Raw genomic sequence first — 15,277 nt, 5'->3', positions numbered from 1 at the left:
CGGTTCTTTAAGTTGAATGAATTTTAATATATTGACGCGTTAGGCTTTTTAAGCCTAAGTCCGAGAAGAATTTATTTGTAAGAGTTGTGTTTAAAATTGCACTATTTGCTACTCGCCAGTATCCTTTGCGGGTATTGGCAAACTTTATAGCTTGGTAGTGTTCAAGTCCCAGCTTCTTAAGGTTTTTATATCTAGTTCTAACTTTCTTCCACTGTTTCCATATACACATTCTTAATCTTTTCCTTATCCAAATATCTAAGTGCTCCACTATTCCTTTGCATTTGGCTATTCCATAATAGTTAATCCACCCAACATTAATTAGGTTAAGTTTTCCTACCCTTTGTTCCAAAGTCATCGGTTTTGACCTAGATAGTATCTCTTTAATTTTATCTTTATATCGATTTAATGATTGCTTTGATATAGATGCATATGCTTTTCCATACATTAGGTTCAGTGTGAATCCTAGAATTTTCTTCTCCAAGGTCTGTCTACTGCACTTTTCTCTCTGTTTACTTTAAGTTTGAGTTTACGTTCAATAAATGCAGTTATGTTCTCCATAACTCTTTTACCTGCTCTCTCACTCTTAACATAGATATTACAGTCGTCCGCATAGCGACAGAATTTATGACCTCTCATTTCTAACTCTTTATCTAGTTCATCTAGCATTATGTTAGATAAGAGTGGACTCAACGGTCCTCCTTGAGGAGTTCCTTCTTCATTTCTGACCACTACACCATTTATCATTATTCCTGACTGAAGGTATTTCCTTATTAGTGATAATACTCTCTTATCCTTAATGCTTCTTGATAATTTATACATTAATATATCATGGTTGACCTTATCAAAGAATTTCTCTAAGTCCATATCAACAACCCACCTATAGCCTTCATTGATATACTGCTCTGCTTTCTTAATTGCATCTTTAGCTCCTCTTTGAGGGCGGAAACCAAAGCTACTTTCAGAAAATCTTCTATCATAAATACTATTTAATTCTTGAGCAATAGCTTGTTGGATAAGTCTATCCAAAACTGTAGGTATACCTAAGAGTCTAGTTCCACCATTAGGTTTTGGTATTTCTACTCTTCTAACTGGCATTGGTCTATACTCACCATTAAGAATATTCTCTCTAATAGATATCCAGTTTGTTTTCAGAAATTGTTTAAGTTCATAAACTGGCATTCCGTCCACGCCGTGGCTACCTTTATTAGATATTACTCTTTTAAGAGCCAAGTTCATATTATCCTTGGATAATATCCTTTCTAGTGAGCCATATTCAAATCCACTGATTTTTCTCCTTTGGAGTTGCCGAGAATTCTCTATGCACTCTTTGCTTATCTTCGAGTTCCACTCTATCTTGGGCACTAGAGCCTAAATATTTAGTTTTCTGCAATCTTTGAGTATTCTTCGAAACTTTCAAACTTGAAAACCTCCTTAAAGTTCAGTCCTTCATCCGCTATCGCGATTAGCGGAGTTACTATGACTTCTGCTGACTTCTGATAGTTCAGTTACATATCGCTATGTAGGTTATCGCCCTAGAAATTCATCTTTGTAAGCGATGTATCTATCAGACCTCCCCAGGTAAGAACAACAACCTTCATCTCATATATCTGCTACATTTACTCCTAGAAATTCGGATAGTGTTGGACTTCGTTTTGTTTTGCAAACTCGTCCGTTCCTAGTAAGCCTTATATGTAGTTCGTATCCCTCAGACCGAGACTTTGCCTTAGGCTTCCTTCAGATTCCACCTCACGATGGACACCCTTGCCCTTAGCTAGTGGTTCCCACTACCAAGCCCACAGCGGACTTTCACCGCCAAGTTGTTGCCCATGCTGGGCACACAAAAATCTTGAAAGAAGATTTTTTTATCTACTTTCAAGACTATCTTTTTTCTGTCCTCAAGATTGTTGTTTATCCAACTTTAGGATTTTTATTGTTCCTTAACTAATTTTTTGTGCTGTTATTAAGCATGTTATTACTCTCTATTTTCTCTATTTCTATAATCTAATTAACGTAATCCTTATCTATTTTTTCTGATCTAATCGATAGTGCTAACCTTCTCTATTAACCTTGACCTTACTAAGCAAGCTATCCTTCTCTACTGTTTTTAACTTGGTAAAGCATGTTGTCGGCCTCATGAATTAACTCTTCAAAGCTTTTATTACTTTTACCATCATATAAAGAGTAGCCTACACTGATTGTAAGCTCATAGGGTTTTCTAGAAACCAAATTATACTTATAAAAATTAGTACTTATCCTATCCACGATCTTCTTTGCTTCATCCAAGGAGCCTCTACCATATGCTATAGCGGTAAACTCGTCTCCGCTTATCCTTGCCACTAAATCTTCTTTTCCAAAAATCCTCTTTAGAATATAAGCTGTTCTCCTTATGGCCTCATCGCCTTCCTTGTGTCCAAAGGAATCGTTTATAGTCTTTAATTTATTAAGATCTCCATAAAACAATATAAGGTTTCCGCCTTTCCTAGCTACCTCATTAAAGATTTTTTCTCCATGCTCGTAAAAACCTCTTCTGTTAAATATTGTTGTTAATTCATCTAAATAAACCTCTTTATTTGCTTCTAGCAACTTTTCTATCTCAACATAAGCGTCTGAAAAAACAGCTGCCATCATGTATGACTGTGAAAAGACAAAAACTAAAAATCCAAAGGTCAAAAGTGAATTCCCTTGCAGCCATCCAAGATGCAACAGCATATCATGGAATATAGTAATTATAAAAATGATGAACCCAAATAAAATCAGTTGAGCTCCATTTTTACCATTGATAACAGCCCTAACAATAATATATAAAATATACGCTAGTAAAACTGTGCCATAAACTTCATAGCCTATCAAGAAATTCTCATACACTTCTATATTGGTAAATATAGTTGCTGTGGCAAGCAGTATTGATACTGTATTTATTCCATATACTATCTTCGGTGAAAGATCTTCAACGAAAAATTCCTTAAAAAACAAAACTATAAACGGCAAAGGACAATAAACCGTCAAATACGCTATCTTGTTAAACAAATCGAAAGTTATATTAGGAAAAAAGCTATAAACAATTCTTTCTCCTACTAAAGTATCTCTTAAGGCAACAAATAAGCAGAATATAGCAAAGTACAATGGGGCTCTTTTATTAACTCTCTTAAAATACAAGGCAAAATGATATATGCTCATTATAAAAAGTGCCCCGATAACAATAGAGTCTAGCACTACATTTTTAATATATTCCCTCTTTATATCCTGTGAATAACCTATATCTATACTTTGGAATTTACCAGTGACATTATTGTAATTAGAAGTTTCTATAACAATTTCAACTTCATTTTTGGTATTCTCAAAGAAGGCCATGTTGTGTTCAAAGCTTCCAACCGCATCTGTTGAAGATTTAGTAACTACACCATTGGTAATTAATAGTTTACCATCAACCCATACCCTTGACGCTGAAAGGAGTGATTGAGTTCTTAAACCATAAGACTTTCTATCGCCATCCTTCAATTTAATTGTAAGCCTTAAGGTTCCATAACCTGACTTTGGAAGCTTATTATTACTTAGGGTTTTACTGAAAGAATTAGGCGCATTAAAAAAGTCTCTTCCTTCTTTATTATAGTTAGCTTCATCAAAATCCTTTGGCTCTATTAACTGACCATAATATAATTCCCACTGTCCATCAAGTCTAGCAAGTCCATCTTTATCAAAATTCCATTTACTTAAATCAATTTTTCCTTGCGCAGCTTTAGGTATATTACTTTTAGGTGTTCTAACTCCTAATAAAATAAATATCACCAAGGCTAATGATAGGATAATCCAAATTAGCCTTGTATTAAAATATTTATTTTTCTGAAACATCTATTTGCGGCCCATCTACAAGTTGTCCCCTTTTTATGAAGGGTAAGCTGCCTGCATTTGAAAAATCCTTAGGTTCATAACTGTTAGGTGGATATTTTTCACTTAATATTCCCATATGAATATAGGTATCTGATATCAATTTACTACAGAAATAATCTCCATTATCTACTGCCTTACCTAAAATCCTACCTTCAAATACTTCCTTTTTAAGATCAAACTCAGTTTTAGGAAAAGTATCCAAGTGAACTTTTTCTATAAAAGCTTTAAGCTTAAGTATCATATCCTCTGTTATATCACAAGTATTATAACGAATCTGGAATATATTATCCTTCTTATCCTTTAAATCTGTTATAAGTCTCTGTTCTAAGTCAACTAGCATAGGACCTATCTTAGTTTTATTTAGCTCAACATCCTCTAAGTTTACTAAGGTATTAGACTCCCACAAAAGTAATTTGTCAGTAGACTTTATACCTAAATCCTCCGGTCTTACTACCATTCCAACATGAGACCAGTGACTACCTGTCAAAAGCTCATTTATCTCGCTGCTTATTAGCATTCCATGAAATAATATAAGGTCTCCAGTTCTTAATTCATTCTTGATTTCATTATAAAATACAGTATTATGTTCCACTATGTAACGCAACCTCCTACGCTATTCAATTCTACAAAATTTATGTTATATCTACATTATTTTCACTATTACATATAGCAATTTATTTGTCAAGAATATTATGGTTAAACCTATATATACTGGAAAATACATTTTCCTGAAATTTTATTAATCTAATTTTCCCCTAAATTTCTATAACTATATTCTAGCAACAAAAGAAAGATCTTTAGGATAGTAAATACTATAATTAAACCAAATAATAGTAATGCTCCTAAAGCTATAAAGTTTAAAGAGTAAAATACCATAAATAAATCCAAAACTACCAAGCATGCTGCTATATACCAAAAATATTTTATGTGCTTTTTAGCCTTAAATATCTCACTTTCATAAAAGCCTCTTTTTAAAGAATAATACTCTTCTGATTTTAAAAATTCTACTATCAATGTATCCTCTTCACTTAGCTTCTCTTTAGTATTCATTAATTCTATTGCTCTCTTTTCCAGTAAGAATATCTTTTTTATTTCTTCCTTACTCAATTGGTCCTTCTCTTTAATATTGTTTATAAAAGTTTCCGTTATCTCCATCTGTTGTCCCCCTCTAGCTGAATATCATGAGTAAATTATACAATAAATTCTATAACATATAAATAAACTACTAATCGAAGTAAGCTAAAAGCCTACAACTTCAATTATTCATTTATGCATGCCAGATAATCTCCAGACTCCAGCACTACCAACATGTATAAATTAAGTTCACATAAAGGCTTCCTATAAATAAAAAAATTATTTTTCCAAATTACTATTGTACTGACATATATCTTAATTGAAAGCGTTAGTGCAGTACCTAATTCATCACTTAATTCTTAGGCTTTTTCACCGTAAAGAGCTGTATATTTACAATCACCACTTGTTTTAACTATTAATACCTCTATGCTTAGAGCTCAGTATAGTAGTAAGGGTTAGGTGTCCACAACTTCAAAGCTCTCTCGCTTCTAATTTTAATAATAAAAAGGAGGAAAACATTATGGCAGTTAACAAAGTTTTAGACTCTACTACATTTTCTATGGAGGTAGAAAGCGGAACCGATAAAACCGGAGCAAAAATCTATAAAAAGAAGACTTATTCTGGAATAAAGAATACAGCAGCTCCTGAGTCTGTATTCGCTGTTGCTGAAGCTATCAAAGCAGTTTTGGCAAATGGCACTAGAGACTACTACCTAAACGAAGCATCTAAGCTAATTAATGCCTAGTTTCATAGATAAGCTAATTAATTCATAGTTCTATATAATAGTAGGCAAGCCGTTTTAAAATGCAAGTCTCTATTTAGTATCCACACATATTTACTATGTATTAGCTTAAAACAATCACTACATTTTGAAATATATCAAAATGTACTAACACAAATTCACAATATAAAAATCAATTAATCATCATCAATAAAACTGTATCACTTTATTGAAAAAGCTATGCTTAAGAGTCTTCTTAATTTTAATCATAAGATTATAAGCACTAATTTTAAATCAAGTGGTACATCAAACAATTAAACTTAATTTCAATAAATTAAAGGAAAAGAAAGGAGATCAATCATGGAATATACATTATCTTTAACATTCGTAAATGTCGCTGGGGACAAGGTTAATTTAAGCATAGCAGGTGTAAAACCTGATATAACAAAGGATCAAATCAACAGTCTTATGGATACCATAGTTGCTAAGGACGTATTTGAAAGCAAAGGCATCGCTTTAGCATCAAAGTATGGTGCCCAGCTAAGCCAAAGACAAACTACTAAGTTTGAACTATAGGACAAGCTGCTAGACTTGAATTATAGGACAAGTTTCCGTATTTGTACTATAGAACAAGCTTTTAGTTTTTAGCTATAACTATAACCCCTTAGAATATTAATTTAATACCCTTTATAAATAAAAAAGTAGCTGAAGCGACCTAAAATGGCCCCTATGTCAAGGACATTTTAAATCTTCTTCAGCTACTTTTTTGCGCATCTGCCTTTCCCAATGAATATTAATAAAATATGGCAGGAGACTAGGCTCTCTTTTTGCTGTTATCTCATATATTTTAATCTTCTATTTGCTGATTCTATATCAAAGCTTTCATATCCCTGATATCTTGCCCAATTGATTAAATCCTCATATTCTGGATCCTCTGCATCTGCCATTACCCTAAGAAACTCCTGATATCCATCTACACCACCAACATCCTCTGGTGGTGCATCTCCACTTCCCTGGATACATATTGGATAATTTTTTTCAAAGTCAGCTACAATTCCTTCTATAACAACTTCATGCTTCCAATAGTCTCCAAAATCATAACAATAAAATATTTTCAAAGCTTTATCCACATAATCAGCTAGATAAACTTGCGATTCTATTGCAATCTTAGATTCTTCCTGCATATCAATAAACTCATTATCTTTACTTACAATTCTTAACCTATCTTCATCCTTTTCATCAAAAATTATAAATTCATGTATATGATTGTTATTCCACGGAATACTTTTTTGAATTATAGCATGCAAATCTTTAAAGGTTATATCATTAGGCGTAACAATTCTTCTCTCTGCTATATAGCTACCTAAGTATAATTTAACTAATATTTCAATTCCTCCGCATTGGATAATATCTTCCCCATAGGCATTTGTAAAATCTTGCATCAGCAAATTGCAAGGTTCCTCATATTTATTGGAAGCATCTATTTTTACATAATCGGTATTTATATATCTTGACATAATCGATTGATAAACCTTATCTTTATCTATACTTTTCTCTTGCCACTGACAATATTCACAGACAGTGTTTAGTCTAGAAACATATTTTCTCCCTCTTGTCTTAGAATAAACCGCCTTCCCTGCATCTTTTAAATAAGCTTCAATAATCTCTTCTTTTATCTTCTGACTTCTAAGAGATTTTCTAATTCCATCTATAACAACATTGTCAAAATTCTTAAAATCCTTTGCTTTCAACCCATAAAGAATAAAGCCGAATCTACTGCTATCATTTACCACTACAACAGACTTTCTTCTATTTATCATAACTATATTAGCAGTCCAAGAAAACAAATCATTTCCATCTTCTATATTTTCACATTTTACTCCAATCTGTTCCTGTAACTTTTTTGTACAACATATAAGCATCTTACATTTTCTCCTCACTTACCATATGTATAGCTATCCAACTTTAACTATTAATTTATGTATGCCTGATATTCCCCACAATCCTGGATTATCTAATCCCAATAACCTGGGACTATTGAACATCTATAAATTAAGTTTTCATAAAGGATACATATAGGTATCCAACTCCAACTATTAATTTATATATGCCCGATAATCCCCAGAAGCCGGTATTATCGAACATTTATAAATTAAGTTTTCGTAAAGGATACCTATATATGAACAACTTCAACTATTAATTTTTTACATGCCACAAAATCGTCAGAAGCCGAGATTTTGTAACAAGTATAAATTAAGTTTTTGCAAAGGTTCCCTATATATAACATTAATATATTTAACAATTAAAGCAAAACATATTACAGAATTGCCCATCTTTATTGAATATATCTTTTATTTTTTATCTGTTAAATTATCATGTCTAAATATACCATAATCTTTAAGTATTTTCTCAACTAATTAAGTTATTCCTCTCCTAGATATAAAGGAGGAGCTTATAAGAATCTTCTTTGCATACTTCCTTTTAAATGGCTTTTCCTAGGTGCTCCACTGGTATTGGTACTACTATTTCAACTCCCTATGGCTATGTATTTAAAAAATGTGTGTGGAGCTTATAGGCGCAATTACGTGACTAAATCTCATTAGAATAATGTTCATTAAATAATTTCTTACGATCATATTTCCTTAACTTTGGCAGTTCCTAAAGCCACTGTTGAAATTAAGCATAATCCTAAGTTGATTTCTAACTGATATAATAATCAACCCTATAGGTATTTTCTAAATTGTTCTCTTGTAAATGATATTTTCTTAGATGCTTCACTGGTATTGGTACTACTATTCTAACTCCTTATGGCTATGTATTTAAAAAATGTGGGTGAAGGTTATACTAGTATCTATTAGTTTAAACTTATAATGATATTGTTTTAGAAGTATGCTTATCCCCTAAGCTTGCATACGTTTATAAAAGAGCCAATAATTTTTCTGACTATCCAGTAACAACATTTTTTAAATACATATATATAGGTACTGAAAATCCTATCACATACGCTGGCCAATGCCTATATTTCCCAAATCTATAAAATAGTCTACATCTATATCCAAAGATATAGCCTTACTGCTATTTTAGAACTTATACCTTCAAATTCTCAGCTCATAAAGAAATGAATTTTTAAAATGGCTTTCCTGCTAAAATACTGCTTATTTAGTACAATAAAATGCTCAACTATATGATAACAACATTTTTAAATACATACATATAGGCACTGAAAATACTATCACACATACTGCCTAATACCTATATTTCCCAAATCTATAAAATCGCCTACATCTATGCCCAAAGATGTAATACTTACTGCTTTTTTAGAATTTATACCGTTAAATTCTCAGCTCATAAAGGTATCTACATCTACATTTGAAGATGCACCACTTCATACCTTTTTAAATTCATACTATTTTAAAGACTAATGGTGTGAATATATTATATTTTAAGAGAACCCATAGAGTCCCCTAAAATTAGATTATATAATCATTGCGTGCTGATTTTTAATATAAACTTTGATAAGTTTTTAGAATTGATTTTATAACATATGCCATTAATCTTATTATTATGGAAAACGTAGTATATTGTTTCATCATCTTTTCTAACTAATTGAATAACCGAATCAGTAAAAGAAATATTCAGTTCCACCAAGCCACCTTCATATTCAGTAACTAAATCTTTTTTAGAGTCCTTTACTGTTTGCAGTATATATTTGGCATCTTCTTTATTTAATGAAACTGCTTTTTTATTATGAGAGCTATCGAACACCTTTGAGTTACTTATATCTCCTTTAGGATATATTTCATTCTCTGAATTTTTTTTAGATGTGCCACTTTTTATATAGACAGTTACAGAGATAAATAGAATACAGAAAATTAATAGCGTTGCTGTGGTTATCATTTTACTTCTTTTTCCCATATACATCACCACAATCCTATTTATTACATCCAAGTAATAGGAATCCAAGATATTTGGATGTTTACTAAATTATATATAATATACCCGAAAATATTCAATCATTTATAATAGCAATTCATAAATTACTTCTCTAATCTTAAATTCCTTTAACTTTGTATTAATATTAGTGGTCTGAGATTGTACTTATAAATCCTTGCTCTTTATAGTTCCTTCTCTTTATTGAAGATTTATGCCATTTAGAACAATACCTAGAATTAGCATGAAAGTTTAAAAATAATATTTCTTTTTTTATTATTTCTCCTAAAAATCTATTCAAAGGCTTTATATTAGTATGTTAAGCTAACAGAGCATTTAATAATTTCCTAGGAAGAATAAAACTTTTTATTGTACTTTTGTTATGGATTTAGATTTCATGTTTGCTTCCTAAAAAAAACCTTTTCATTATACTTGGCAGAGATTTTATCTTTCATAATATATTATTTTACAGAGTAAAAAGGAGCTCAGTTCTGCTGTTGCTACAGACTCTGAACTCCCTTTAAGGGAATATTAGCTAAATGTTAATCTTCTTTTCTTTTTCTTCTAAATACACCTATGGATCCTGCACCAACTAGTAATGATCCCATTAATCCTAGTAGGTTGCTATCTATCATTGCTCCAGTTTTAGGCAATGATGAAGTGCTTGTCTTAACAGTATTGCTTCCAGTACTATTACTTGAACCATTCACTGTATTATTTATAGTACTTGAGCTGCTTCCACCGTTATTAGAATTTGAATTGTTACCTGTATTATTAGTTGTAGTGTTTGAATTACTTCCAGAATTATTAGTGGTGGTATTGGTATTGCTTCCTGTAGTGTTAGTATTTGATGGAGTACTTGGATTACCATTGCTTCCACCATTTCCACTATTATCTGTAGGTTGAGTACTAATTACTGCTTGACCAGATATTGCAACGGTAGTTTGTCCATTTACTCCTGAACCGTCTTTAGCTGTTGCTACTACTTGTACATTGCCATCCTTTAATGCAGTTAATAAACCATTTTGATCTATAGATGCTAAATCTGTATGTTTTCCATCTGCTCCTAAAACTGACCAAGTAACTGATTTGTCAGTAGCATTATCTGGACCTACATTAGCAAGCATTTGTAGCTTACCGCCTCTTGTTGTAATTGAAGAAGCTCCATCTTTTCCGCTTACAGCTATTGTGTTTACTTTTACAACATTTGTATCGACTAATTTTAGACTAATATTATCAGCGTTATAGTCAAGTGAAACCTTATAATTGCTTGGAAGACCTGTTGTAACTAATGAAGTAAATTGTCCAGTACGTCCATCCTTCTTATAAGTTATTATAGGAGTTCCATCTTGAGGTACATAGTTATTTAAAAAGTTTAACTTTAGATTTCCAGAAAGATCAGCTTTGTCTGCTATATTTAATAAATCATCCTTGCTACCTATGCTAAGTTCAAGTGTGCTATTTGGTGCTTGATCAAACTCACTTCCTATATTTGCAGCACCAGCTACAGCTTCAGTTATTGTCCCACCATTATTGTTGACCTTACCAGAACCTAAGGCATTAGCTGAGTCCATTTCTAGAGTTCCGTTGTCCACTTCTGTACCACCAGAATAGCTGTTATTGCCTATAAGCTTTAAGGTACCAGTTCCATTCTTAACTAAGCTTCCATTTCCAGCAATATCATTTTTCCAAATATCTAAAGCATTGAAACCACCTTTAGCAGCGTCCATATTTACATTAACCTTGTCCAATAATGCTCCATAGCCATCTGCTGCTGCGAAAAGATTAAGACGTCCCCATCCTTCAGCATCATCAAGTAATGGGAAACCTGATTGCACACCTGTAGTAGCTAGCACCGCACGACGTTGATTTGCATCAAGATATGGAAGTCTGGTTTCTAGTAACACCTCTGCTCCCTTTGGCACTATCATAGCCTTACTCTTGTCCCCAATCTGAGGAAAACCATAAGTTAATCTATCAGTATAATTCTTCTTATTCTTAGCATAATCACTGAATCTATCAACGGAAGAAGCATTGCTTTGTGCTAAAAGCTTACGTCCATCGTTATAAGCTGCAAGTTTTGCAATTTGATTGTCTGGATTATTTAACGCTGCAGCGGCAATAGCTGTAGAAGTCATACGTCCTCCCATTACGTCAAGAGGTGAATGCATTCCTGCTACGATTCTATCATAACCTAACTCTGAGGCACGAGTAATCATTTCCTGAAAACGCTCTGGAAATGCATAAGCTAAGCCTATTGCAGCTAAGTATGCCGCGTTTGTATGTCCACTTGGGAAGCCTCCATCAGTTTCTGGAGTAGTGCTCTTAGCTGGTTCCAAGGTAGGCAATACTTTTACATCAGTGCTCCAACGCCAAGGACGTGGATATTGATAGTAAGACTTTGCTGGAGTTGTTGAAGCAGCACTACTTCTAAGTACATTAACCAAATTAACCATATTTCCAAGGTTTGAATTAGTCTCAGCCCAATTTCCATTGCTATTACCTTTATCATCGTATTTTTTTGTAGTAGCATCCTGAGGAATATCATAAGGTATTGAGGTTCCCGCATTAGCTCCAGCAATAAAGGCATCAGTGTACTTACCAAGTCCATTAATTATGCCATAGCTCTGATTTCTACGATCATCGAGATAAGCCTGATGAGCTTCAGCTTCAGAACGGTTGTTAGTAATATCTATAGATTTTTGAATATTTGAATTTAGTATTGGTGCATTGAGTATAGTACCATTATTCCAAGCAGTTCCTGGAGTCCATAGCTTAAGATATTCTGAAAGCACCCCAATAGCTGGATTGGTACTTGGAGTCATATTAGAAGTGGTATTATTTTTCCATGAGTCTACATAATAACCGTAAGCTGCCGGTTGTGGTGCATTAGGTGCATCAGCTAGAGCGGTTCTTGTAAAGCAGCTTGTGGTAACCGCCGCCAGTAAAACTAGTGGAACTATCCTTTTATTTAAGCCCATTTAAATCTTATCCTTTCATAAAACCTATATTAATGCTACTTTTAAGATGCATAAACCTACTTAAGTAGAAACTTTAGCCTATCATCTGTATCCAGGAAGTGAAAATTCAACTAATAGAACCTCTACCTTTTTCAACTATAAGATACGACTTATAAGATTTTAGGTTGCCAAAATCTATTATTATATAGATTTATCTTTCCGAATAATACCAGGTTTAAATCTGATTAATTACTAATTCATAATCAGATCTACTACATCTATAAAATCTGCATCAAGTATATTATAGTAAGTATTTTTCCCAACTATATTATGCCAAGGTTAAGCGGATGTTAAAATATGGATAATAATTGTAAAATCTATTAAATATTCAGCTTTATATTTTATATAGCTGTTCCCCTTCAATAGAGAGCAAAGAATGTAACTGCTCAAAGTAAAATATATAAATCAATAAGAATGCCATTAATAGCTAAAATGCTTCCTAGTATTTTCAAAATTATAAAACTGGAATATCTATTTCTTTTAAGAGACATTCCACTTCATTCCTTAGACTCAAATAAAACTTTCAATAAATTTAAGAAGCTTTGCATTTGATAGATATAATTTTGAAGTAGTATGCTATAGGTATCCTTTACGGGAACTTAATTTATAAATGTTCGATAATACCGGCTTCTGGGGATTATCAGGCATGTATAAATTACAGTTGAAGTTAGATACCTGTATCATTATCTTCTTAGAGCTTCTCTAGGTTCTTGTATATCTCATAAGTTAATTTTTATGAAATTATATAAAATATTGGATATTTATTTCCACATACAATATAATTAAACAAAATGCTGTTATTACAATATGAATTTTATTATGTTTTTAGGAGGTATCATGAATAAAAAAATTGGTATGCATTCGGCTATTGTCACTTTAATTGGTGTCATAGGCTTTGCTATTTCTATGATAGTAGGTAAAAATGCTGGAGGTTATTTCTTCAGTATTATTATTTCCTTAGGATTTATTCCAATGATTTGCACCTTTTCTTCGTTAAACAGTAAGGAAAATAAAGCTGCCGGCTATGCTGCAATTGCTTTTTCTTCTGTATATGCTGTACTTGTTGGACTGGTGTACTTTGCACAATTAACAACTATTCGCTTATCAAAATTAAGTCCTGAAGCTCTTGCCATACTTGACTATCAGCACCTGGGCAGTTTATTTTTCAACTATGATTTGTATGGTTATGCTTTTATGGCACTTTCCACATTTTTTGTAGGCTTGACCATAGAAGTCTTTAATAAAAGAGATAAATGGTTAAAGGCATTACTATTGATTCATGGAGTATTTGCATTATCCTGTATTATAATGCCTATACTTGGTGTGTTTAGCACAGCTGCAAAGGGCAGTTATACTATGGGTGTACTGGCTTTGGAGTTCTGGTGTGTATATTTTACTCCTATTTGTATTCTTGCATATCAATATTTCAAAAAGAATCTCTAAATATATATTTATCTAATTTGATAAGGAAGGTTAGCCTTATGATATTTAAAGAATTGGGGTATAATAGCAAACTACCAATTCTATTAATACATATCTATAGGTTTTCTTCTTTAATTTTTTCCTTTATTCCATTATATGTTATAATTATTTGCGTATTTAATATAAGAAACTTATTAAGGGGATTCTATGAAAAAGACTTCATCAGTGTTATTCATAATCTCAGCTATTGTGAACCTTGCAGCAAAAAGAAGAGCTGAAGTAGACACTTAAAGAATTTTTACATATGCAGCAATTTCTCAGTGTGTATAAGGCTAGTAAGAAAGGAGATTACATATGGCTTCTTGGATAGTACATCTTCGTGTAGCAGAATATTTACTTGATAAAATCCCCAATCTCTCACCAACTGAGTTCGTAGTTGGCAATATAGCACCGGATAGTGGTGTCCCAAATGAGGATTGGTCAGCTTTTACCCCAAGTGGAGATGTTTCACATTTCAAAACCACTAATGAAGATGGTTTTAAAGATATTCACCTAGATGAATATGTTGAACAGTTCTATAATTTAGAACAAAGGAAAAAATACACCCCACCGCAAAAGTCTTTTTATCTAGGCTACTTAACTCATCTACTAACTGATATTCTGTGGGTGAAGCAAATATTTCGTCCTTGCAAATACAAGTTTAAAGCTCTATATGCTCAAAACAGAAATGATTGGATATGGGCACAAAAGAAAGATTGGTATGACCTAGATTTTCTTTATCTTAAGAAAAATCCTAACTTCAAGGCTTTTTCTATATATAAGTCTGCAGTTGGATTTCAAAATCACTATATAGACTTCTTCAGCAAGGATGCCTTTTCAAACAGGCGAGAGTATATAATAGACCTCTACAGTGGTGAGAGAGACAACTTGGATAGAGAATATATATACCTTAAGGAAGAAGAAATGGATAACTTTATTATGGAAAGTTCTGAAAAAATAAATCAAATTCTTAAAGAAGAGTATTTATAAAGAAGCGAATGAAGCTGTTCTAAGTAATAAATTTCAATAGGATTCGCTAATATGATTTATAAAATCAAAAGCCAACATCCTAACCCAGCTTCTGGTAACATTCATATATTCACCAATATAATCTATAAAGTAAAAAGTAGTAGTGTCCTTTCCCAAAAAAAGAATCACTACTACTCTACTTACTTATTATATA

13 protein-coding genes are annotated in these 15,277 nt (G+C 32.4%); 4 read left to right on the top strand and 9 right to left on the bottom strand.

Annotated features, from left to right (window positions below):
- Positions 1-7 precede the first annotated feature (7 nt).
- The 6 genes from C1I91_RS28830 to C1I91_RS10985 all read right to left on the bottom strand — a co-directional run bounded on the left by C1I91_RS28830 (position 8) and on the right by C1I91_RS10985 (position 5,043).
- A complete protein-coding gene (locus C1I91_RS28830; protein WP_238475966.1) occupies positions 8-481 on the bottom strand; it encodes a group II intron maturase-specific domain-containing protein in 474 nt (157 codons plus the stop codon).
- Positions 463-1,236 carry a group II intron reverse transcriptase/maturase gene (gene ltrA / locus C1I91_RS28825; protein WP_238475965.1) on the bottom strand — a complete coding sequence of 258 codons (774 nt, stop codon included), beginning with the start codon at positions 1,234-1,236 and terminating at the stop codon, positions 463-465. Before ltrA ends, C1I91_RS28830 begins: the two co-directional genes overlap by 19 nt.
- Before the next feature lie 37 nt (positions 1,237-1,273).
- Positions 1,274-1,417, bottom strand: coding sequence for a hypothetical protein (locus C1I91_RS28820; protein ID WP_164880501.1), 144 nt, complete (start codon positions 1,415-1,417; stop codon positions 1,274-1,276).
- 668 nt (positions 1,418-2,085) lie between these two features.
- Positions 2,086-3,786: a diguanylate cyclase gene (locus C1I91_RS10995; RefSeq protein WP_164880500.1), complete on the bottom strand. Its 1,701-nt coding sequence runs from the start codon at positions 3,784-3,786 to the stop codon at positions 2,086-2,088.
- A 46-nt stretch (positions 3,787-3,832) separates the two neighbouring features.
- Positions 3,833-4,480 carry a hypothetical protein gene (locus C1I91_RS10990; protein WP_128212929.1) on the bottom strand — a complete coding sequence of 216 codons (648 nt, stop codon included), beginning with the start codon at positions 4,478-4,480 and terminating at the stop codon, positions 3,833-3,835.
- Positions 4,481-4,632: 152 nt separating this feature from the next.
- The gene (locus tag C1I91_RS10985) at positions 4,633-5,043 is read right to left on the bottom strand and encodes a hypothetical protein (protein ID WP_128212928.1); all 411 of its coding nucleotides are present in this window, start codon (positions 5,041-5,043) and stop codon (positions 4,633-4,635) included.
- A 439-nt stretch (positions 5,044-5,482) separates the two neighbouring features.
- On the opposite strand from C1I91_RS10985, the gene C1I91_RS10980 reads away from it, so the two are divergent.
- Both C1I91_RS10980 and C1I91_RS10975 read left to right on the top strand, forming a co-directional pair.
- Complete coding sequence (locus C1I91_RS10980) at positions 5,483-5,707, top strand: DUF1659 domain-containing protein (RefSeq protein ID WP_128212927.1); 225 nt, start codon at positions 5,483-5,485, stop codon at positions 5,705-5,707.
- 336 nt (positions 5,708-6,043) lie between these two features.
- Entirely contained in the window at positions 6,044-6,259 is a 216-nt protein-coding gene (locus C1I91_RS10975; RefSeq protein ID WP_128212926.1) for a DUF2922 domain-containing protein, read from the top strand.
- Positions 6,260-6,516: 257 nt separating this feature from the next.
- Here C1I91_RS10975 and C1I91_RS10970 read toward each other — a convergent pair whose 3' ends face one another.
- The 3 genes from C1I91_RS10970 to C1I91_RS10960 form a co-directional block, all read right to left on the bottom strand.
- Positions 6,517-7,605, bottom strand: coding sequence for a plasmid pRiA4b ORF-3 family protein (locus tag C1I91_RS10970; protein WP_128212925.1), 1,089 nt, complete (start codon positions 7,603-7,605; stop codon positions 6,517-6,519).
- A gap of 1,561 nt (positions 7,606-9,166) precedes the next feature.
- On the bottom strand, positions 9,167-9,598 hold the full coding sequence (locus tag C1I91_RS10965) for a hypothetical protein (RefSeq protein WP_128212924.1): 432 nt from the start codon (positions 9,596-9,598) through the stop codon (positions 9,167-9,169).
- 557 nt (positions 9,599-10,155) lie between these two features.
- Entirely contained in the window at positions 10,156-12,594 is a 2,439-nt protein-coding gene (locus C1I91_RS10960; RefSeq protein WP_128212923.1) for a phosphatase PAP2 family protein, read from the bottom strand.
- Between the two features lie 876 nt (positions 12,595-13,470).
- Between C1I91_RS10960 and C1I91_RS10955 the strand changes: the two genes are divergently transcribed.
- Both C1I91_RS10955 and C1I91_RS10950 read left to right on the top strand, forming a co-directional pair.
- Positions 13,471-14,076 (top strand): hypothetical protein, encoded by a 606-nt coding sequence (locus C1I91_RS10955; RefSeq protein ID WP_128212922.1) that lies wholly within the window; start codon positions 13,471-13,473, stop codon positions 14,074-14,076.
- 333 nt (positions 14,077-14,409) lie between these two features.
- Positions 14,410-15,084, top strand: a complete 675-nt coding sequence (locus C1I91_RS10950; RefSeq protein WP_128212921.1) for a zinc dependent phospholipase C family protein — start codon at positions 14,410-14,412, stop codon at positions 15,082-15,084.
- Positions 15,085-15,277 lie beyond the last annotated feature (193 nt).

The organism is Clostridium manihotivorum (assembly GCF_004015185.1).
GTDB classification, from domain to species: Bacteria; Bacillota; Clostridia; order Clostridiales; family Clostridiaceae; genus Clostridium_AR; species Clostridium_AR manihotivorum.
This window is presented reverse-complemented; position numbering and strand designations above follow the sequence as displayed.

Bases quoted from the DNA above. Each gene is read 5' to 3' on its own strand.
- ltrA (WP_238475965.1), bottom strand. From the start codon at position 1,236: ATGAACTTGGCTCTTAAAAGAGTAATATCTAATAAAGGTAGCCACGGC.
- C1I91_RS10985 (WP_128212928.1), bottom strand. From the start codon at position 5,043: ATGGAGATAACGGAAACTTTTATAAACAATATTAAAGAGAAGGACCAA.
- C1I91_RS10980 (WP_128212927.1), top strand. From the start codon at position 5,483: ATGGCAGTTAACAAAGTTTTAGACTCTACTACATTTTCTATGGAGGTA.
- C1I91_RS10975 (WP_128212926.1), top strand. From the start codon at position 6,044: ATGGAATATACATTATCTTTAACATTCGTAAATGTCGCTGGGGACAAG.
- C1I91_RS10970 (WP_128212925.1), bottom strand. From the start codon at position 7,605: ATGCTTATATGTTGTACAAAAAAGTTACAGGAACAGATTGGAGTAAAA.
- C1I91_RS10965 (WP_128212924.1), bottom strand. From the start codon at position 9,598: ATGGGAAAAAGAAGTAAAATGATAACCACAGCAACGCTATTAATTTTC.
- C1I91_RS10960 (WP_128212923.1), bottom strand. From the start codon at position 12,594: ATGGGCTTAAATAAAAGGATAGTTCCACTAGTTTTACTGGCGGCGGTT.
- C1I91_RS10955 (WP_128212922.1), top strand. From the start codon at position 13,471: ATGAATAAAAAAATTGGTATGCATTCGGCTATTGTCACTTTAATTGGT.
- C1I91_RS10950 (WP_128212921.1), top strand. From the start codon at position 14,410: ATGGCTTCTTGGATAGTACATCTTCGTGTAGCAGAATATTTACTTGAT.